The organism is Solibacillus sp. FSL W8-0474, assembly GCF_038004065.1.
In the GTDB taxonomy this organism is placed as follows: domain Bacteria; phylum Bacillota; class Bacilli; order Bacillales_A; family Planococcaceae; genus Solibacillus; species Solibacillus faecavium.
Map to the genome: position 1 here is coordinate 123,230 of NZ_JBBOQJ010000001.1, position 20,592 is coordinate 143,821.

At 39.5% G+C, this 20,592-nt stretch carries 19 protein-coding genes and 1 rRNA gene; 12 read left to right on the forward strand and 8 right to left on the reverse strand.

The window, feature by feature from the left end; all coding sequences use genetic code 11:
• Positions 1-71 precede the first annotated feature (71 nt).
• Positions 72-187 (forward strand): 5S ribosomal RNA (gene rrf / locus NYE67_RS00610).
• A 61-nt stretch (positions 188-248) separates the two neighbouring features.
• On the opposite strand, the gene NYE67_RS00615 is transcribed toward rrf, so the two are convergent.
• A complete protein-coding gene (locus tag NYE67_RS00615; RefSeq protein WP_340726629.1) occupies positions 249-920 on the reverse strand; it encodes a LytTR family DNA-binding domain-containing protein in 672 nt (223 codons plus the stop codon).
• Between the two features lie 214 nt (positions 921-1,134).
• On the opposite strand from NYE67_RS00615, the gene aceA reads away from it, so the two are divergent.
• Positions 1,135-2,418: an isocitrate lyase gene (gene aceA / locus NYE67_RS00620; RefSeq protein ID WP_340726630.1), complete on the forward strand. Its 1,284-nt coding sequence runs from the start codon at positions 1,135-1,137 to the stop codon at positions 2,416-2,418.
• Between the two features lie 420 nt (positions 2,419-2,838).
• Entirely contained in the window at positions 2,839-4,014 is a 1,176-nt protein-coding gene (locus NYE67_RS00625) for a pyridoxal-phosphate-dependent aminotransferase family protein (protein WP_340728878.1), read from the forward strand.
• A 57-nt stretch (positions 4,015-4,071) separates the two neighbouring features.
• Here NYE67_RS00625 and NYE67_RS00630 read toward each other — a convergent pair whose 3' ends face one another.
• Complete coding sequence (locus NYE67_RS00630) at positions 4,072-5,997, reverse strand: SEL1-like repeat protein (protein ID WP_340726632.1); 1,926 nt, start codon at positions 5,995-5,997, stop codon at positions 4,072-4,074.
• 144 nt (positions 5,998-6,141) lie between these two features.
• On the opposite strand from NYE67_RS00630, the gene ade reads away from it, so the two are divergent.
• The 3 genes from ade to NYE67_RS00645 are packed head-to-tail and all read left to right on the forward strand — an operon-like array spanning position 6,142 to position 9,106.
• Positions 6,142-7,887 carry an adenine deaminase gene (gene ade / locus NYE67_RS00635; protein ID WP_340726633.1) on the forward strand — a complete coding sequence of 582 codons (1,746 nt, stop codon included), beginning with the start codon at positions 6,142-6,144 and terminating at the stop codon, positions 7,885-7,887.
• Between the two features lie 60 nt (positions 7,888-7,947).
• Positions 7,948-8,685 (forward strand): glycosyltransferase family 2 protein, encoded by a 738-nt coding sequence (locus tag NYE67_RS00640; RefSeq protein WP_340726634.1) that lies wholly within the window; start codon positions 7,948-7,950, stop codon positions 8,683-8,685.
• 52 nt (positions 8,686-8,737) lie between these two features.
• The gene (locus NYE67_RS00645) at positions 8,738-9,106 is read left to right on the forward strand and encodes a YkvA family protein (protein WP_191701682.1); all 369 of its coding nucleotides are present in this window, start codon (positions 8,738-8,740) and stop codon (positions 9,104-9,106) included.
• A gap of 47 nt (positions 9,107-9,153) precedes the next feature.
• On the opposite strand, the gene NYE67_RS00650 is transcribed toward NYE67_RS00645, so the two are convergent.
• From NYE67_RS00650 to NYE67_RS00665, 4 genes are all read right to left on the reverse strand, one after another.
• On the reverse strand, positions 9,154-10,101 hold the full coding sequence (locus NYE67_RS00650) for an N-acetylglucosamine kinase (RefSeq protein WP_191701681.1): 948 nt from the start codon (positions 10,099-10,101) through the stop codon (positions 9,154-9,156).
• Positions 10,094-11,617, reverse strand: coding sequence for an argininosuccinate lyase (gene argH / locus NYE67_RS00655; protein ID WP_191701680.1), 1,524 nt, complete (start codon positions 11,615-11,617; stop codon positions 10,094-10,096). The genes NYE67_RS00650 and argH overlap by 8 nt, the downstream gene beginning before the upstream one ends.
• Positions 11,618-12,002: 385 nt before the next feature.
• Positions 12,003-12,926, reverse strand: coding sequence for a DMT family transporter (locus NYE67_RS00660; RefSeq protein WP_340726635.1), 924 nt, complete (start codon positions 12,924-12,926; stop codon positions 12,003-12,005).
• A gap of 16 nt (positions 12,927-12,942) precedes the next feature.
• The gene (locus NYE67_RS00665; RefSeq protein WP_340726636.1) at positions 12,943-13,503 is read right to left on the reverse strand and encodes a GNAT family N-acetyltransferase; all 561 of its coding nucleotides are present in this window, start codon (positions 13,501-13,503) and stop codon (positions 12,943-12,945) included.
• A gap of 150 nt (positions 13,504-13,653) precedes the next feature.
• Between NYE67_RS00665 and NYE67_RS00670 the strand changes: the two genes are divergently transcribed.
• The 5 genes from NYE67_RS00670 (at position 13,654) to NYE67_RS00690 (ending at position 17,736) form a co-directional block, all read left to right on the forward strand.
• Entirely contained in the window at positions 13,654-14,601 is a 948-nt protein-coding gene (locus NYE67_RS00670; protein ID WP_191701677.1) for a carbohydrate kinase family protein, read from the forward strand.
• 146 nt (positions 14,602-14,747) lie between these two features.
• Positions 14,748-15,866: a helix-turn-helix domain-containing protein gene (locus NYE67_RS00675; protein ID WP_340728879.1), complete on the forward strand. Its 1,119-nt coding sequence runs from the start codon at positions 14,748-14,750 to the stop codon at positions 15,864-15,866.
• Between the two features lies 1 nt (position 15,867).
• A complete protein-coding gene (locus NYE67_RS00680; RefSeq protein ID WP_191701675.1) occupies positions 15,868-16,068 on the forward strand; it encodes a PLD nuclease N-terminal domain-containing protein in 201 nt (66 codons plus the stop codon).
• The gene (locus NYE67_RS00685; protein ID WP_191701674.1) at positions 16,065-16,967 is read left to right on the forward strand and encodes an ABC transporter ATP-binding protein; all 903 of its coding nucleotides are present in this window, start codon (positions 16,065-16,067) and stop codon (positions 16,965-16,967) included. The genes NYE67_RS00680 and NYE67_RS00685 overlap by 4 nt, the downstream gene beginning before the upstream one ends.
• Positions 16,954-17,736, forward strand: coding sequence for an ABC transporter permease (locus NYE67_RS00690; protein ID WP_191701673.1), 783 nt, complete (start codon positions 16,954-16,956; stop codon positions 17,734-17,736). Before NYE67_RS00685 ends, NYE67_RS00690 begins: the two co-directional genes overlap by 14 nt.
• Positions 17,737-17,796: 60 nt before the next feature.
• Here the strand turns inward: NYE67_RS00690 and NYE67_RS00695 are convergent, their stop codons facing one another.
• On the reverse strand, positions 17,797-18,480 hold the full coding sequence (locus NYE67_RS00695; protein WP_339216813.1) for a DUF421 domain-containing protein: 684 nt from the start codon (positions 18,478-18,480) through the stop codon (positions 17,797-17,799).
• A gap of 107 nt (positions 18,481-18,587) precedes the next feature.
• Between NYE67_RS00695 and NYE67_RS00700 the strand changes: the two genes are divergently transcribed.
• A complete protein-coding gene (locus NYE67_RS00700; protein ID WP_340726640.1) occupies positions 18,588-19,793 on the forward strand; it encodes an MFS transporter in 1,206 nt (401 codons plus the stop codon).
• Between the two features lie 54 nt (positions 19,794-19,847).
• On the opposite strand, the gene NYE67_RS00705 is transcribed toward NYE67_RS00700, so the two are convergent.
• Entirely contained in the window at positions 19,848-20,531 is a 684-nt protein-coding gene (locus NYE67_RS00705) for a histidine kinase (protein ID WP_340728880.1), read from the reverse strand.
• Positions 20,532-20,592 lie beyond the last annotated feature (61 nt).

A 20,592-nucleotide genomic window follows, 5' to 3' on the forward strand; every position in this document is an offset into this window, starting at 1 on the left:
CTTAAGTACGTGACTGAAAGAGCGAGGGAAGTTGACGAAGGATAGCGCCGTGTATTGGAAGCCGAAAATAGTGAAGTGATGATGGCAAAGAGGTCACACCCGTTCCCATACCGAACACGGAAGTTAAGCTCTTTAGCGCCGATGGTAGTTGGGGGCTTCCCCCTGTGAGAGTAGGACGTCGCTTCGCACACAAAAAAACCACTGAGAAATCAGTGGTTTTTTTATTGTCTAATTCCTATTTGAAGATGTTAAAATTCCAAAACCTCCCGTAAATTATTAATGTAAGATTGACTTACTGGTAATTCTGTCCCCTCATTTAGCTGAACAATAAAGTTGGAAGTTAAATCCCGTGAGATTTTCTTTATATAGTAAATATTAATAATACAAGATCGATGAATGCGGATAAAGTTGGACGGCAACCTTGTCTGTAATTCTTTCAATGTGACAGCCGTTTTATATTGTTCACCTTGAGAATAAAACCAAGTTCGTTTTTGAAGGCTTTCAATATGTGAAATTTGATCAATAGGAATAGGCATCCAGTCTTCTACTTGCTTGCCTGTTAAAAATTTGTAAGTATCCGGTTTCTTAATTGTAAAAAGGGGAGGAAGGACAACAATTAAAGCCCCTTGCTCTCCGTTTACAAGGATGGGATAACCGATTGCATAATAAGGTGTCTCAAAAAGTGTACTTTCCATGACTGCATCTGTTTTTTGTCCTGTCTGGAGAACTTGGAAAGCAATACTGTCTTCTGGAACAGCAGAGCCTACCTTTAATGTGAATTGGTGATGACCCGTACTGAAATAAATATAAGTGTTATTTACTGCTATTGCTATCGATGCTTCTGCTGGAATCCAGTCTTCTAAAATAGTTTTGTACTGATTAAAAATATCTTTTTCGACATCAATTTTTTGTAATGACAAAGTAAATCCACTCCTTCTGTATTATTGCCTAAATATGTTTCGTCCTCCAAATAAGATAATTCATCCTCATTTAAACTTAATTTGTCAGAAAATAATGAAAAGTTAATCTTTCTGTTATACATTATATTACAGCAAGATGTTCTGTTATGGAACAGGGGATAGCAAATTTTCCTAACAGAATTTTCATACACAATGGGGAAGGTGGAAATTTATCATGTCAACACGTCAAGAAAGAATTGAAGCTTTACAAAAACAATGGGCAGAAAATAAACGCTGGGAGGGTATTGAGCGTGGCTATACAGCTGAAGAGGTTGTAAAGTTACAAGGTTCATTCATCCAAGAGCAAACATTAGCAAAGCGTGGAGCTGCTCGTTTATGGAATTCATTACATGAAGAGCCGTTTATCAATGCTTTAGGTGCTTTAACGGGGAATCAGGCAGTACAGCAAGTAAAGGCAGGTTTAAAAGCAATCTACTTATCGGGGTGGCAAGTAGCGGCTGATGCGAACCTTTCTGGACAAATGTATCCGGACCAATCTTTATATCCAGCAAACTCTGTACCAGCAGTAGTAAAGCGCATTAATCAAGCTTTACAACGTGCTGATCAAATCGATCATGCTGAAGGTCGCGATGATGGCTTCGATTGGTTTGCACCAATTGTGGCTGATGCTGAAGCAGGCTTTGGTGGTCCATTAAACGTATTTGAGTTAGTTAAAGGAATGATTGAAGCTGGTGCAGCTGGTGTCCATTTAGAAGACCAATTAGCTTCTGAGAAAAAGTGTGGTCACTTAGGTGGTAAAGTATTATTACCAACTCAAAACGCAGTACGCAACTTAATTGCTGCACGTCTTGCTGCGGATGTTGCGGGTGTTGATACAATCTTAATCGCTCGTACTGATGCTGACGCTGCTGACATGGTAACGTCTGATATTGACCCACGCGATGCAGAATTCTTAACAGGTGAACGTACTCCAGAAGGATTCTACCGTACAAAACCGGGTATTAAGCAAGCAATTGCTCGTGGTTTAGCTTATGCACCATATGCAGACTTAATTTGGTGTGAGACATCTCACCCATCTTTAGAAGAAGCTCGTGAGTTTGCTGCGGCAATTCACGCTGAATTCCCAGGGAAAATGTTAGCGTACAACTGCTCGCCATCATTCAACTGGAAAGCTAAATTATCGGATGAGGAAATTGCAGAATACCAACGTGAATTAGGGAAGCTTGGCTACAAGTTCCAATTCATCACACTTGCAGGTTTCCACAGCTTAAACTTCGGTATGTTCGAGCTTGCGCATGACTACAAAGACAATGGTATGGCTGCTTACTCTAAGCTACAACAAGCTGAGTTTGCTGCAGAGTCTAAAGGTTACACGGCAACTCGTCACCAACGTGAAGTAGGTACTGGTTACTTTGATGAAGTATCACAAACAATTTCAGGTGGTACATCATCGACAACGGCTATGTCTGGTTCTACTGAGACAGAGCAATTTGCTTAATAAGTATAGACTTTTAAAAGAGCAGGATTATGAAAATAATTCATAAACGGGGAACTGCTCTATATGTAATAAATTATCTCTTTTTACCCGCCCTTCCTATTCAAAGTGTTATCGGGGATGTAGCACTTAGTAGATAACCGTTATGTAATGGGCGATTTCGAAAGTAATACGAAGGTTGGGGAAAAGAGATAGGATTTTGGATTTTGAACTTGAACATCTTAACTACGATACAATCTATATCGAATTGGACCGCGATTTAGAATGGGATTGCCTCCCAAAATAGAAGCAAACTTAGGGGTTTTGTATAAATGGAAATATGTCTTTCTAGCTTGGATGGGGCTGGAAAGGCATTTTCCATTTTAGTAGATAGGAAATTATTTTAGGAGCTTTTAATTACTAATTGATAGGGGAGCCGTTTATATGAAAAATAAAGAACTATTACTTGTACCTGGACCAACACCTGTAATGGACGAAATTTATGATGCGTTGGCAAGTGAAACGAGAGGACATACAGATCCTCGTTTTGTAGAAATATTTAAAAATACAATTACGAATACGAAAAAGCTTTTTAATACTGATGGAGAGGTGTATGTAGTAGCGGGCTCCGGTACATTGGCAATGGAAATGGCCATTGTAAATACTGTTGCTAAAGGGGAACGTCTTTTAGTCATTAGCCATGGTTATTTTGGGGATCGTTTTACACCACTGGCAAAAGCATTTGGTATTGAAGTCGACGTGCTACAGTCTACGTGGGGGGAGCGTGTGGATGCGCAACTTGTTGAAGAAACTGTAAAAGCAAAGTCATATAAGGCAGTCACGATTACACATGCAGATACATCAACAGGTGTTGCTTCCGATTTAGATACGCTTATTCCGATCATTAAAGCATCGGGTGCGCTTGTAATTGTGGATGGTGTCGTAGCGACGGCAGCTCTTCAAGAGGATATGGGTAAATCGTATGGTAAGGAAGATTATAAGATTGATATCGTCTTAACAGGTTCACAAAAAGCGATTGGTATTCCACCAGGTCTTGCAATCGTTGCCTTTAGTCAACAGGCTTTGGCTGCCCGTGAACAAATTGGGACAGTTCCTGCGTATTATGCGGATATACATAACTGGCGCAATATTATGGAAAACCCAGCGATGTATTTTGCGACACCACCAGTAAATTTAATTTATGCATATGATGTTGCATTGAAAATTGTATTGGAAGAAGGCATGGAAAAGCGCGAAGCTCGACATATTGCCTATGGAAAAGCGGTGCGTACAGCGTTACGTTCATATGGCATGACACCACTTGCAGAGGAAGAAGTAGCGGCACCGACATTAAGCTGCATTTTATATCCTGAAGGGGTGGATGACGGGAAGTTTCGTGCAAGTCTGGCAAGTCGAGGCGTTATTGTAGCAGGCTCGTTAGCTCATTTGGCTGGAAAAGCATTCCGTATGGGACATATGGGTAATGCGACTTCCGAGATGCTGCAGCAGGCCATTATTGCGATCGGTGAAGCATTGCAAGAACAGAATATAGAAGTAAATATCGAAGAAGCGAAAAAGGTGTTCTCACAGCAAATTGAACAGGCAACAGTAAAAAGTTAAGTTTATAGAAGATAGAGGGGGCTAAAGAGTAATTTTAGCTCCCTTTTTATGATGAAGTCAGAATGATGGCTCACTCATACTTTGTTCCATCGACTGTTTTAACCAGCGTGTTGCTTCTGTATAGTCTTGTGTTACACCAAGTCCTTTTTTATAGAGCATTCCAAGTTGGAACTGGGCTTTAGTATGTCCTTGTATAGCAGCGAGGCGATACCATTTAGCGCCTTCTTGATAATCTCTCATTATTCCTTCGCCATTTGCATACATTTGGCCCAATTGAAATTGTGCTTTTGGATGCCCCTTTTGTGCGGCTTGTTGAATCCATTTAAATGCCTCGGTGTAATCTTGCTTTGTCCCAAGTCCTTTATCAAACAGATTGCCGAGCTGATATTGTGCATGGAGATGTCCTTGTTCTGCTGCGGAGCGGTAACAGCGGCGGGCTTCATCATAATTGACAGAAGTACCGAGTCCTCTTTCGTAAAGTAATCCAAGCTGGTATTCAGCTTCCGCCTCATTTTTGCTAACAGCTGCGTAAAACCATTTAAGTGCCTCTTGATAATTCGGTAAATGGTGTTCATCACCAAGGTAAAAAAGCCCTAGCTGGAGCTGTGCTTTTGCATGGTTCTGAATAGCTGCGCGTTTCAACCATTTTACCGCTGTTTCTGTAGCACCGGTTTCTAAATAAAGCATACCTAAATCATAGTTTGCACTAATATGTTCGCTTGAGGCAGCTTTTAGTAACCATTCTAAGGCATTTATTTGGGCAAGCGTTGTATTTTGTTGCTTATAAATAAGACCGAGAGTATATTGGGCATTTGTATGGCCGTTATTTGCCGCGAGTGTCAGCCATTTAATCGCCTCTTCTTCACTTTGATCGATGCCTTGACCTGATTTATAAAGTAATGCGAGTTGGAATTGAGCATTCGTATGGTTTTGAATAGCGGCTGATAAATACCAGCAAGCTGCAACGTTATAGGAAAGTTTGACACCATCGCCTTTTGTATATAAATAGCCTAGGTTATATTGCGCACTAGCATCTCCTATTTTGGCTGCCTGTAAAAAGAGGTCCGCAGCCTTTTCGTAATTTTGTTCTACGCCCTGTCCCTTATGATATAAGAAACCTAGATTATTCATGGCGCTTGTGTTTCCTTGCTGGACCGCTTTTTTATACCATTGTGCAGCTGTTTCATAATTTTGCAAAACACCAGTCCCCTGATTATATAGCGAACCGAGATTATACTGGGCATCTGCATTTCCTGCGTTTGCAGCTAGTTCATATAATTCGGCTGCCCTTTTTTCATCCTGTTCAACACCTTGCCCGAGCTGATACAAGATGCCAAGTGCATACAGTGCGTTACTATCCCTCTTTTCAGCAGCTAAAGAGTACCATTTTGCCGCTTCTTTTAAATTGCGAGGGACACCTTTGCCATGATTGTATAAAACGCCGAGATTGTATTGTGCAATGGTATTGCCTTTTTCTGCAGCAATTAAAAACCATTTAGCGGCCGCTTCATAGTCATAGGCCGGCAAATCTAACTTCCCGAAAGAAGAGGGAGTGAGACTTTCGATTTCGAATGGTACTGATAACTTTTCTTCTGTAAGCAACTGTTTTGTGTACCAGCTAGTTAAATCCATTAAATAATCCAGCACGATTTTTGCAGCCTTCGTATCGATTAAATCATTTGCCTGGGCTTCGGTCATTTTCAGAATTAAATTCATGAGCAAATAAATGCGGCGCGGTTTTATTTTTTCGATAAAGTATTTATTGTTCAGGAGGGTACGTAGTTCGCTTACTGTTCCGTCTTTCTGCATCTCCTTTGCATATAAATCCCGTACGATCATGCGGAGCGCAATATTAGATTTCTTTAAAGAGAGCATAGGGTTGGAAATGGTGTAACGGGCAGAACCCTGCAGTGCTTCTGCTAAAGGGCGATGTGTTTCCGGAATTGAATTAATAACTTTTGTAAGTAAGTCACGATTTACCATAAATATTCACTCCCTTCAATAACACTAAGTAATCTTTTTATCGGAGAGGAAGATTAAAAATGAATAGGAAGCATTTATAACACCAATAATATAGAAAATATTGTATGATAATTGGAAAACAGCTGGATGGGTGGTAGGGACAGTATGAAACGGATTATAGATAAATCGCAAAAAAGGGAAAAAGCAGATTTCATTATTCAACATGCACAAATAGCAGATGTATTTAATCTTCGCTGGCGACAGGGGGACGTCGTAGTAGCTGACGGGAAAATCATTGCCATCTCCGAACCAGGTGAATTTGAAGCGGATGAAATTATTGATGCAAGGGGAAAGTATATTGTGCCGGGTTTTATTGATGCCCATATACATATCGAGTCTTCCATGCTGGCGCCGAAGCAATTTAACCGGATTATCCTTCCTCATGGTGTGACGGCTGTCGTAACCGATCCGCACGAAATTGCCAATGTTGCTGGAAAAGCTGGCCTGGAGTTTATGTTGCGGGAAATAGAAGATGTTGAAATGGATATTTATTATATGCTGCCATCCAGCGTGCCGGGGACATCCTTTGAAAATGCAGGGGCTGTATTAACAGCAAAAGATTTAGCGGAGTTTGTTCATCATGAGAGTGTGTTAGGGCTGGCAGAAGTAATGGATTTTCCTGCTGTCTTAAACGGTGAGGAAGGGATGCTTTCAAAGCTTAAGCTTGCGCAAGATGCTGATATGATTATAGATGGGCATGGTGCAGGTTTAACTAGTGCGCAAATTCGTGGGTACCGTGCTGCAGGGATTGCTACTGATCATGAATGTGTAACAGCAGAAGAGGCGCTAGATCGTGTGGAACAAGGGATGTATGTGTTGATTCGTGAAGGTTCTGCTGCTAAGAATTTAAAAGCGATCTTACCCGCTGTGACGGTTGCTAATGCGCGGCGATTTGCATTTTGCACCGATGATAAACATTTGGATGAGCTTATAGAACAAGGGAGCATAAACTATGCTGTTGCTCTTGCCATTGAAGAAGGCATGGATCCATTACTTGCAATTCAGTTGGCATCATTAAATGCTGCCGAATGTTACCGCTTAAATAATAAAGGGGCAATCGCTACAGGTTTTGACGCGGACTTTTTATTAGTAGATAACCTGCAGACGATGAAAGCTTTAGCTGTATGGAAGGACGGTAAAAAGGTTGCTGAACATGGTAAAATGCTTACTCCGGCTCCGGAAAAATCTATTATTGAAACGTCTATTTTACATTCGATGCATTTACCAAAGCTATCAAAAGAGGATTTACGCTTGCCGTTTAAAGGAAATCGAGCAAATGTAATGCAAATCGTTCCTAATCAATTAATTACGAAGCGGATTGAAGCAAAAGTTGATGTAGTGAATGGGGAATTTATTCCTTCTGTTAAAAAGGATTTGCTGAAGCTTGCGGTTGTGGAGCGCCACCATCATTTAGGAACAAAGGCAGTGGCCATTGTACAAGGGATCGGCATACAAAGCGGGGCGGTAGCAACAACGATTGCCCACGATTCCCATAATGCAATTGTCGTTGGAACAAATGATGATGATATGCTCGTAGCACTCAATGCACTTCAGGAAATGCAAGGTGGACTGGTCATAGTAAATGAAGGAGAGATCATTGCTTCGTTGATTTTACCTATTGGAGGGCTTATGACGGATTGTTCAGCAGAAGAAGCGAAATTGGAACTTCAAAAATTACATGAAGGACTTCATATTATTCATCCTACACTTAATTATCATTTGTTTTTAACATTGTCCTTTTTAGCTTTGCCGGTCATTCCGGATATTAAGCTAACTGATACGGGCTTATTCGATGTGAAAGCGTTTAAGCATATTCCGGTAGAAATAACTGACGGTGGGGAATCTCATTGAATTTTCCAGCATTAACCGATAGAATTTAGGGAATATCTCTATTTCTAAGGAGCATGCAAAATGGATCGAGTCATAGTTGTTATACCAGCATTGAACCCGTTACCCGCAGTTGTAGACTTTGTTCGGAAATTACAGGCACTGCCACTTGCAGGCATTATTGTTATCAATGATGGCAGTGATAAAAGATATAACAGTACATTTGAGCAATTAAAGCAGGAAAACTGCATTGTTTTAACGCATGAAAAAAATTTGGGAAAAGGTCGTTCGCTGAAAACGGGGATGGAATACATACTAAAATCTGCAGAACGGCCAAAAGGTATTATTACAGTAGGTGCACATGGTCAGCATTCTGTATTGGATGTAGAGCAAGTGCTTTCAAGTACAAAGATTTTCTCGGATGGGATTATACTAGGTATTCGCGATTTTAAAGCTTCAGACTATCCTTTTTTAAGTAAACTTCAAAACCGTGCGAATTCGATATTGTTTGAGCTATTTATACATAAACGTCTACTCGACATTCAGACTGGTTTACGTTTTATTCCGAGGGAGCATTTATCTTGGCTGTCAAAAGTAAAAGGGGAGTCCTTTAACTATGACACGAATATGCTCATTGAAGCGATTAAACGAAATGTCCCTTTATATGAAGTACCCATCGGTTATGCCAAACTCCGGAAAAACTCGATAACTTATTATGACGAAGTATTGGATCCGACGAAAATTTTCCAGCAACTTTGGTTAAACTTTCTTCGTAAAGGCAAAATGCCAAAAGAATTATCTTCAAAGCGGAAACGTAAATGATTACAAACAGCAAAATTAAGGGAATATATAGGGAGAATGGAGGAGAGAAATAATGGCTGAACAATTTAATTTTGATAAAATGATCGATGGTCAGGAAGAACACTATTCAGAAAATAAATTCCTCAATAAATTTAAAAAATTCGGTGGCGGTTTAGGCTATAAAGCAATGCATGCAGCAGCTACACTTTTTGTGGCATTACGTAGCCCGGATATGTCGAAAGCGAATAAACTGATTGTTCTGGGGGCGCTCGGTTATTTCATTTTTCCGATTGATTTAATTGTCGACTTTTTACCGCTAGTTGGTTTGACGGATGATGCGTTTATTATTTTAACTGCGCTTGGAAAAGTGTATCTATCTATTACTGATGAAATGAAGTTGGAAGCGAAGCAAATGATTGATTCGAAATTTGAGGCGCAGTAAGTAAAAAGAGGTCAAGGCGATTTTCATCGTACTTGACCTCTTTGTTTTTAGTTGATATAGAGGGTCCCGTTAATTTCCCGTAAGCCTCGATTGAAAATAGATTCTATTGGTTTTTCTTCACATAGTTTTACAGTTAGATTTGGATGCGTTTGTTCAAGTTGTGTGATGACTCCATTCATTATGCTCGGATTGTTTTTCAATACACCGCCATTTAAGAACAGTGTATGCACTTCATTTGCATAGCCGGCATTTTTTAACGTTGTTGCTGCTAGTAATACAAGTTCGTCCACCGCTTTAAGCATAATTTTATGGGCAACTGCATCGTCCATGTCCACCGCCTGCTGTAAATAGGAACCTAAGCTTGCTAACCGTGCATTCGTATAATCCGGGGAATAGATTAAGTTAAACAGTTCATCCGTACTGTTTACGTGATGGCCTTTTAAAACAAGCTCTGTTAATGCAGTCGGCTTATTGCGACCGTCTGCAGCGCGGAAAATGGCCTTGGCGATATGCTTACCTATCCAGTAGCCACTACCTTCATCCCCAACGCGATGACCCCAACCTCCTGCACGGATAATTCTGTTATTCATATAGCTATAGCATATGGCTCCAGTCCCTGAAATGAGTAAACTCACATCATGATGACCTAATCCTTTTAATGTCGCTTCCACATCATTTTCAATAATAACGTGACCAAAAGTGAATGGACAGCGTGCGATACTTTCTTCAATAATTTCTTCGATAATTTTTTTATCTTGATCCGTATCAACCCCAGAAATGGCAAATACCGCCACATCGATAAATAGACTAGGTAAATGGGCTGCTGCACTTCTTAGTAATCCTGTATATACATGTTGTACATGTTCAATTCCTGCCGCTTGATAATTCGAGCTAGTAGAGGTTGCGGAAAATAACTCGCGTCCCTCTGACGAACGAATTGTCATAACCGTTTTTGTTGCGCCACCGTCAACAGCTAAAATAAATTGTTCATTCATTAGTCGTCCACCCCTTTAAAAATTTATCTAATTGCTCTTCTGCCTGTAAAATTGATTCTGTTTTTTCCCGTAGCCAGTTTTCAAGCGGTACAGAGTCATCCTGCGCCTGTACAAGTGACTTTCTCATCGTCACAGGGGCAGGACCCCCTTTCAAAGTGCGGATATTGACGAAGTATTCAGGTTGAATGGCTTGATAAAAGGCAATTTCATTTATTTGGAGAGGCTTCCCTGTAATTTCAAGGCATTTCTCATTTGCTAAGTCCCACGTTAGGCTTGCAAGCGATTCTTCATTATTTGCTATAAGCTCTCGCACACAAAGACTTACAATTTTATGGGATTGGCGGAATGAAATATTTTCTGAACGAACAAGAGAATCCGCAAGCTCTGTTACGTTGGCAAAACTGTTTTGCGCACGCTTTAGCAGATTTTCTTTGTTTACATCCATTGTCACAATCAAGCTTCCAAACAACTTATAAATTCCGACTAAACGGTCAATTGCCCGCCATAAATAGGGCTGCATATCATCCTCTGTATCAACGATGTCTCCAAAGGGTGTATTATGAACCATTTGTAAAACCGTACTTGCATCCCCTACAACAGAAGATAGTAGGGAACGTGTATGCTCAATAGAAACAGGATTTCGCTTTTGAGGCATTATTGAACTGATCTGTACATATGGGCTCGCAAGCTTAAAAGCATTAAACTCCTGTGTTGCCCACAATAAAAAGTCTTGTGATGTACGCCCTAAGTTTAAAGCGGCAAGTTGTACAGTGCTGGCTGCTTCGGCAATATAGTCAGCGCCAGCAACGGCATCCCATGCATTTTCAATTAAATCATCGAAGGCAAGAAGCTCCTGCACCCGTTCGCGGCTAATAGGGAAGCCCGTTGTTGTTAAAGCGGCAGCGCCCATGCTACTGCGGTTAATGTTCTCGTAGGCAGCCTGCATCCGTTTATAGTCACGAGTCAATTGGTCAATAACCGCTTTTAAATAGTGGGCAAACGTTGTCGGCTGTGCTTGCTGGGTATGTGTATAGCCAATCATGATCGTTTCGACATGTTCCTCGGCAAACAGAATTAAAGAATGGCGTAAATTTATAAGCTCCTGCATAAGGGTCAGCATCTTTTTGCGTAATGTCATGCGATAAATAGCAATTCCCATATCGTTTCGACTGCGGCCAATATGTAAATTTCCTGAAATATCGCCACCGAGTTCAATTAATTTATTTTCAATACGGAAAAATAAATCTTCAAACTGTGGATTATAATCGCGTGTTTTATAATATTCCAGGTCCAATTTCTGTATGGCTTGCCCAATTCGACGTGCTTCATCTGTGGTTACTAGCTCCTGCTCCTCTAACATTTTCAAGTGTGCAATATGAATTTGAAGCATTGCATCTAAAAAGTGCTTACGTGCTTCGTCATACGCAGGCTGTAGAACCATTTGACGATAACTGTTGGAAGGAAATAAAATACCTTCTTTCTCGTTTACTTGATCGCGGAAATTTTGAAAAAACATGATGAATGGGCCTCCAATCAAATGATAGAAACTACTAGGTAATACTTTCATTCTACAATTGTTGGAAAATTTAATCAATTATAATAATTAATGAGAATAAGTATTCTGGCCTATAATTCAAATAGAATTACTACTTCATTAAATATGGTTAAATTTTCTAATAATTATTTAAAATCTTCTAATATATGCATAAAAGTTCTAATAAAGACCTGATTTTCTAAAATCTATTTCAGTTGTTCAAATAAGTGACGGAAACGTTCTAAAAAAGGTACAGATGTTCTAATATCACCGAAGAAGTTTCTAATATCTACAACATTTGTTCAAATAAAATTCAAGCTCTGCAACTAAAAAAGCTGCTGCCTGTAAAAATACAGACAACAGCTTTTTAAATGGAGTTCGTTCCACTGTTCTTCTTTTCTATTACACGCAATTTCTTTGAAGCAAAGTAAGAAGGCAATACCATACCGAATAATACGAGAATAATTCCGCTTACTTGAATCATTGTTAAGCTTTCATTTAATACAATTACGGATACGATAATTGCTACCGGCAGTTCCATCGCACTTAAAATTGAAACGAGTGCTCCGCCAACTTTTGGTGCAGCAATCGAGAATAATAGAATCGGTAAAATAATACCGAATAACCCAAGTGCCATCCCAAACTTCCATAGTCCGGTACCTAATTGTCCGTTCCAGATAATTTCAGGTGTTAAAAAGATTGAAATAACAATGAGCGCAATAACGGATAAAATAAATGTTCTACCAACCATTGTCACACCCTCAACTTTACGGGCATTAATCTGTAGAAAGGCGGCAAAAGTAAAAGCAGCTGCCAAGCCTAGTGCCCATCCTTGCCAAGCAATTTGTGATAAATCTACATCGATAATTCCAGCGGCTAAAATCGTTCCCGCAAGTAAGAAGGCCAAAGAGAATAGCTCAATACGGGTTGGTAATCGTCTGTTTACGAAGCAATTCATAAAGAGTCCAATCCAAGTGAATTGGAAAAGCATAACGACCGCTAGTGAGGCCGGTAAATAATTTAGCGATTGACCGTAGACAATTCCTGTAAGGGCAGTAAATATCCCGGCAAAGATAAGTGTCACTGCACCGGACTTTGTAATGTTCGGTAATGTTCGCTGTGTTAAAATAAATAGTAAAAGGGCCATCAAAAAGCCAAAAAAGTATTGGCTAGTGACAGCTTCTGCTGTTGTATAGCCATGCTGCATGGCAACTTTTACAATAGTAGAGAGTACGCCATAACTACTTGCCGCAATAACAACAAGCAGTGAGTAAATCCAATTTTGTTTCATTGTGTTTCTTCCTATTCTATAGCGATTTCACCATATGATGAAATGGTTCGTTAATAATTGTCCAGCTTTCGGTTGTAGTGTAGCCCATCCGTTCATATAAGCGTCTAGCATCAATTTTCTCCAATTCCACATTTAAAGAAATTTTGCTGTAGCCTAATTGCTTACCCTTTTGTTCAGCAAACTGTAAAAGGCGCGTTCCAATACCAAGACCGCGTGCTTCTTTAGAGACACAAATTGTATCAATATAATATTCATCCATATGAGCCTCTACATCTAACGTAATATGGATACCTCTTTCAGCTAGCTGTGCTTCCAGTTGACGATCCAGCTTGTTACCAAGAAGTCCGTCATATAACACGACAATCCCCAATATTTCGTCATTTTTCTCAGCTACATATGTATTTAAATAGCTATGTCGATTCGTTGTTTCTGTAACTAACTGTTCTAAAGATGCTAATATTTTTTGAGGGACATTTTGTCCAGTCAAATTATTTGCAATGTCGCCAATAGCATCATAAATTAAAGGGGCAATAGCAGCGGCATCTTTTATTTCCGCATTACGAGTAATAATCGTCATCAAAATCCTCTCCTTACCGAAACACAGTATAACAGAAATAAATATAGTAAGCGAAAAAACGATTAGTGTCAGAATAGTATAAAGTTTTATAAATCGTTCTTTTCTATGGTAAATTAGTAAGAACATAAAACGTCGGAGGTTAGACAATTAATGAGTCAATTAGACAAAGAATTCATCTTAGTTTATGGAGATGCATTCGTTGATTATATTGCAAATGACAAAACGAATACGTCATTCACGAAGTTTTTGGGTGGCGCAACAATCAATGTAGCCGCGGGAATTAGTCGAATTGGTGCTCCGTCAGCCCTTATTACCATTACAGGGGATGACGAAACATCGGAATTTTGTCGCCAGGAGATCTCAAAAGAAGGCGTCAATTTAGATTTTGCAGTATTTGATGCGAAGAAGCGTGTAAGTGGAGTATACGTACATTTAACAGAAAACTGTGAGCGAGTATTTAAAGATTATGTCGATGAGACGCCGAATTTACAAGTAACACCTGAGCAATTGAATGAGGAAGCTTTCAAGCGTGCTTCTATTTTAAATGTATGTTCAGGAACAATGTTTGAAGAAACAGCTTTAAAAACGACACGTGCTGCTGTAGAAATGGCTAAGGATAAAGGAGCGATTATCGCCATCGATGCGAATATTCGTCCATTACGTTGGGAATCCGAAGAAATTTGCCGCGAAACGGTTGCATCATTTTTTGAAGATGCCGACATTTTAAAGCTAACAGATGAAGAGTTGTTTTTCTTAACAGAAACAACAACAATTGAAGAAGGCTTACAAAAGCTGGACGAGCTATTAGTACCGATTGTTTTAATTACAGTAGGGGCTGACGGTGCATATGCTGTACTCAATGGTGAAGTTACACATGTTCCTGTTGACCGGGTTGTTCCAGTAGACACAACAGGTGCTGGAGATGCGTTTATGGCAGGCGTTCTGCGCTATGTTCATTTCAATGGACTGCCAACAGTGAAAGAGGATTTAGTAGACTGTGTGGCATTTGGTAATAAGCTAGGCGCAATGGCTGCAACAAAAGCGGGTGCATTAACTGCACTGCCAAACTATGAAGATATAAAACATTTAATTAAATAGTAGAAAATATGCAGGGTGTCTAGCTATTGGACAGCCTGTTTTTTTGTTATGAAGAAACCATTAGTTGACAAAATCATTAAATTGAAACAATTAGTCGCTATAAAAACATATCATTTCTTCTTATAATTAGGTTAAGAGGTGAAGGGATGGATAACTTTCAATTTGCGACCATTTTTATGAATAATCGAAAAAAATTAAATGTAACACAAGAGGATATTGCTCGTTTTATGGGGGTTTCCAGAGCAGCTGTGTCGAAATGGGAAAAAGGGCAAAGTTATCCCGACATATCAATATTGCCAAAGCTTGCAACATATTTTAACGTATCGATTGATGAATTGTTAGGGTATAAACCACAGTTGACGAATGAGCGGATTATGAATATGTATGAGGAGTTGGCAAGACGCTTTTCGAAAGAGCCATTTGAAGAGGTAGATAGGACTATCGAGTTACTGATTGAGGAATACTATTCCTGCTTTCCTTTTTTGCTGAAGATGGCGCAACTTTATGTGAATTATTTCAACAAGGCCGATGACAAAGAGCAGGTAACTAAAAAAATCCAAGGACTTTGCATCCGTGTAAAGGAGTTTAGTGGAGATTATAAACTGACAAATGAAGCAAATTTACTGGAGGCCCTTACGTATATTTTAAAAGGGGAGCCCCAACAAGTACTTGAGCTTTTAGGAGAAGATGCAATTATTCAGCTAGGGAATGAACAGTTAATCGCAACAGCCCAAATGATGCTCGGCAACACGGAGAAGGCGAAGGAAATTTTCCAGGTCAATATGTACCAGCAATTGTTATGTGTCATTTCAAATGCGAGTGAAGCATTAATGTTAGAAGCAGACAATGAGGCATATTTTGAACAATCCGTTCGCCGTATCGAAACAATGATCGAAACCTTTAATATTGGAAAATTAAATGCTCATACAGCACTCCTATTTTATATACGTGCTTCAAGCGGATATGCAGCACAAAATAATATAGAGCAGGCCCTTCGTTGTGTTGAGTGCTATGTGAAAATTTGTATGAAAATTAATTTCCCTCTTCAGCTTGTAGGCGATGATTATTTTTATTTACTGGACGGGTGGATTGCAAGGGAAGTAATGCTTAGTTCGCAAGCCCCCCGTGATGAGGACACAATAAGACGGTCAATAATAGATGGTATCACCAATAATCCGATGTTAGCGAATGTCCAGCAAGATGTACGTTATAAAAATTTAATCGTTAATTTGAAGCATCATTTAAAATTAGAGGAGGAATTGTAAGATGGAAGCTTTATCAAATATTCCTTGGGGATTGATTGCCCCGCTATTAGTATTGCAGTTTGTGTTGGCGGCAGTAGCGATTGTTGATATTATTCGTATTCATGAAACCCGCGGACCAAAATGGTTTTGGATTGTCGTGTCACTATTTGTTAATACGCTTGGGCCAATTGCGTATTTTCTTTTTGGACGTAAAAACCAATGATATGTATTGAAGTGGAAGGCTTAACAAAGCAGTTTGGCCCCAAAAAAGTAGTAGATGGCCTATCGTTTTCATTACCAATGCATACGTCTACAGCACTAATTGGTCCAAATGGTGCTGGGAAGACAACTGCGCTTTCGATGCTAGCCCATTTAATGGAGCCGACAAGTGGAAAAATTATTATGCCTAATATAAAAGATATGCGTAGTGCAATCGGCTTTTTGCCGCAATATCCACAATTCTACTCGTGGCTGACTGCGCTGGAGTATATGGAAATGGTGGCGAGTTTAAGTAATCTTGATAAACGTACTTTAAAAAGTGAGTGCAAAAAGATGCTTTCGTTTGTTGGGTTAGAGGGCGCCATGAATAAGAAAACCGTCACTTTTTCAGGTGGAATGAAGCAACGGTTGGGTATTGCACAGGCACTCGTTCATAAGCCAAAACTTTTATTATTGGATGAACCGGTATCCGCACTGGATCCTGTAGGGCGTCGTGAAGTAATGAATTTGCTTAAGGAAGTGCAGGAGCAAACGACGATATTGTATTCGACACATATTTTAAATGATGCAGAGGAAATGACGGATCAACTATTGTTTTTACGTGACGGACAATTAGTAGAGCAAGGCTCATTGCAGCGAGTAAAGGAAAAATTTCAGGAGCCACGCTATAAAATTACGTTTTCTCATGAGAACGAAGCACAGCAGTTTACGGAACAAACGGCATTTCAAACTCAAAGGGCGAGAAATATTGTCTATGTTGAGATTTTGGAAGATCGTCCGACTATGCAGCAGCTTTTATACCAGCTTGCTGTTTCACCGTGTGAAGTATTGAAGGTGGAAAGAGAGACAGCAAGCTTGGAAGAAATCTTTATGAAGGTGGCTGGCGAGAATGCAACAATTTAAAGCACTTTTTTTAAAGGAATGGCGTGAAAGTGTACGGAGCTTTAAACTACTATGGATACCGCTCGTATTTATACTGCTTGGAATTAGTGACCCAATAATGAATTACTTTATGGAGGATATTTTAAAAGCTGTCGGCAATATGCCGGAAGGGTTTATGTTGACGATGCCTGAATTACAGCCAGCCGACCTTTTAATGGCTTCGACGGGTCAGTTTCAGTCGATTGGTTTACTCGTCTTAATAGCAGCTTATATTGGTATATTCAGCCGGGAACGCCAAAATGGAACGGCAACGCTCATCTATGTACGACCTGTTTCTTTTACGGCAATGTATATGAGTAAATGGATGGTAGCAAGCATCATCGCTATGATTAGTGCGATTGCCGGCTATGCGGGGAGTATGTATTATACTGCATTGTTGTATGGGACTGTAGAATGGATGAAGTTTTTTGCGATGTTGGGGACGTATTGTTTATGGTTACTATTTGTCATGGCTGTAACCGTTGCAATGAGTGCGGCATTCAACACATCGATTGCAGCAGCCGTTACGATTGTAATTATATCGTTAGGTTTGTTTATCGATTCACTTTTTGGGGCTTTTTGGAGTTTAACACCATGGAAGCTTGCGAATTATGGAATAGCGCTTCTAACAGATAGTGTACTTTTGAAAACTTATTGGCTTACAGTACTTATGGTTGTGGGTCTGACGATTTTGTCCAGTATTCTTGGTATAGTCATGAGCCGAAAAAATATGGGCCAACTAAAGATCTAATTATTCAGTAGAGACCGACGTTTTAAATCGGTCTCTCTTTTTTAATTAAGGAGGAAAATATTATGAGGAAGGTGGACTGGCATTTTTGACGCTAATATAAAGTGAGCCGTTTTCTAAAACTTGAACATAATAAAGGTCTTCAACGGAATGATAGTTTTTCTTGGATAGTTTTTTAAGCAGCCATTCTTCTGTTAATTGGAGGTCATTTAAATTTTTTGTAATAATTTTCCCGTCTGATATGACCTCGGTTGGTAAATACTGTGGTGCAGGAGCTGAAACATTCACATCCTGTTTTGAAGCAGTGCGGGCAAGTGGTTTTTTCAGCACACTTAATTCACCATTTGTTTCGAAGACAGCAAACTGCACCTCATCAAACCCGAAAATACTTTGCTCTCTTAGTAACATGGCAAGTTCATCCGTATGAAGCCTTGCCTTTTTGAGATTATCGTTCAAAATAACACCGTTTTGAATGACGATTGTCGGCTTATCATCAAATAAGACACGAGCTTTTTTCGACTTAAGTGTAATAAAGCTGACTAAAAGAGTAAGTAGTGCCCACCATATAAGGGAGATAAGTCCATCCAAAAAAGGTGTCTCTACCTGAGCGGAGATTTCCGCGGCAATTGAACCAAATGTAATACCTGTTACATAATGAAAAAAAGTAAGCTGGCTTAATTGTTTTTTGCCAATTATGCGTGCAAGTAGTAATATAGCAAAAAATGCACAACTTGAACGCCAGAGCATTTCAAATAAGTTTAATTCCAATTTATGATCACTCCTTATAGCGAATAGCATGGGCAAACATAAAAGGAAATATGCGACTTTATCTAATAGAAAGAATGTGAAAACAGATGTCGGCTACAATTGAAAAACAATCAAATCCTGTCTATCCCATTATGGTAGCAATTGGGATATGTCACTTAATCAATGATACAATGCAAGCGGTTATACCGGCGATGTTTCCGCTACTGGAACGTGATTTAGGGTTAACGTTTACCCAACTTGGTATGATCTCGTTTGTCCTCAATATATTTGCAAGCCTACTACAACCAGCTGTAGGATTTATGACGGATAAAAAGCCATTTCCCTATGCACTGCCAATAGGGATGGTCAGTTCGTTTATTGGGTTATCATTGCTTATCTTATCAGGACAGTACTGGATGATTTTAGTGTCGGTCATCTTTTTAGGTATCGGTTCTGCGATTTTTCATCCTGAGGGCTCGCGTGTATCTTTCATGGCGGCAGGGAATAAACGTGGATTGGCACAGTCAATTTATCAAGTAGGGGGAAATAGTGGACAGGCGTTAGCTCCATTATTAAGTGCTTTTTTAATCTTACCGTTTGGAATGAATGGTGTAGCATATATCCTCATTTTTACGTCCATTGGGATTTTCTTGTTAACAAAAATTTCGATGTGGTATAAACGTCAGCTTGATGCGGAGAAAAAGTCCAATATAAAGAAGGTCCTCGTGTCCTCATTGCCGCCTTTAACAAAAAATCAAGTAAAAATGGCGCTTACTGTTTTGCTATTACTCATTTTCGCCCGTTCGTTTTACGTGACGAATATTACGAACTTTTATGTATTTTATTTAATTGAGCAATATGGAATGAGTGTTGAGCGCGGACAGCTATTTATTTTCGTGTTTATGGCATTCGGAGTAGTAGGAACTTTTTTTGGAGGTCCTTTATCGGATCGTTTCGGAAGAAAAAACATTATACTGCTATCGGTTATAGCACCTATTCCATTTTGCTTAGCACTGCCATTTATTCCATTGCCGGCTGTATTACTCTTTCTTATTATTATCGGTATGCTTATTATGATTAGCTTTACTGTGACCGTCGTTTATGCACAGGAGCTTGTTCCGTCTAAAATTGGGACAATGGCTGGGTTAACAATCGGTGTCGCATTTGGTATGGGGGCAATAGGCTCGATTGTCATTGGCAAGCTCATTGATGAGATGGGGATTCATTTTACGATGAATGCTGTGTCTGTTTTAACGTTATTATTATTCGTTGCGTTTTTATTGCCGAGAGACCAGGTTCGAAAGGCACACTAATTTTAAAAGAAAAAACCCCCCTCGCGCATGAATCGGTGAGGGGGATGATGTATGTTATTCGTTTTCTAGGCGGCAGGCAGGAGGAATACGATCCGGATCCGTTACTAGTGCTTCGGTAATATTTACTTCCTGCATCTTGTTATCAAAATTAAATTTAAAGATTCCATTATCAAAATCGGTGCCAATTTCCTTAAAGAAAATACCTTCGATAAAGGCAGTTTTAGGACAAGTAAACGCAATTTTGTAATGACCGTTTTCTTTAATCAAATAAGCGCGGACGCCTTTTTCAAAAATATCGATCAGTTCATCGTCTGATGGATGTTTAACCGAAACGATATGGAAATCAACAAAAGGTACTTCTTTTAAAAGGACATTTAAAAACGAGCCTTTAGTAATTTCCTCCCAGCGACTTTGCGCACTTTGACCTACGATGATTTGCGTAATATTATAGTTTGTCGCAACTTCAGTAATCACTTTATGGATTGGACGTTTTTCATTATCTTTAATGAAGAACTCTTCAACATCCAACTCTTCAGTTAGTTCTTTCCACTGTTCAATGTAACCGGATTTCTCCGCATCAAAAGCGTCAAGTGGCTTTGAGTCAACTGTCAGCACATATAATGGGCAGTCGAGTAATGTCGCAAGTTTGTGTCCACGGCGAATTAATCGCTCACCATTTTGTCCATAATATACACAAACTAAAATACTTTCATCCAATCGGCCTTTTACATGTTTCATTTTAGTTCGCACCTCTTTTTCTTATCCTATAATAATTTATTGAATCAAAATATGTTTTGAG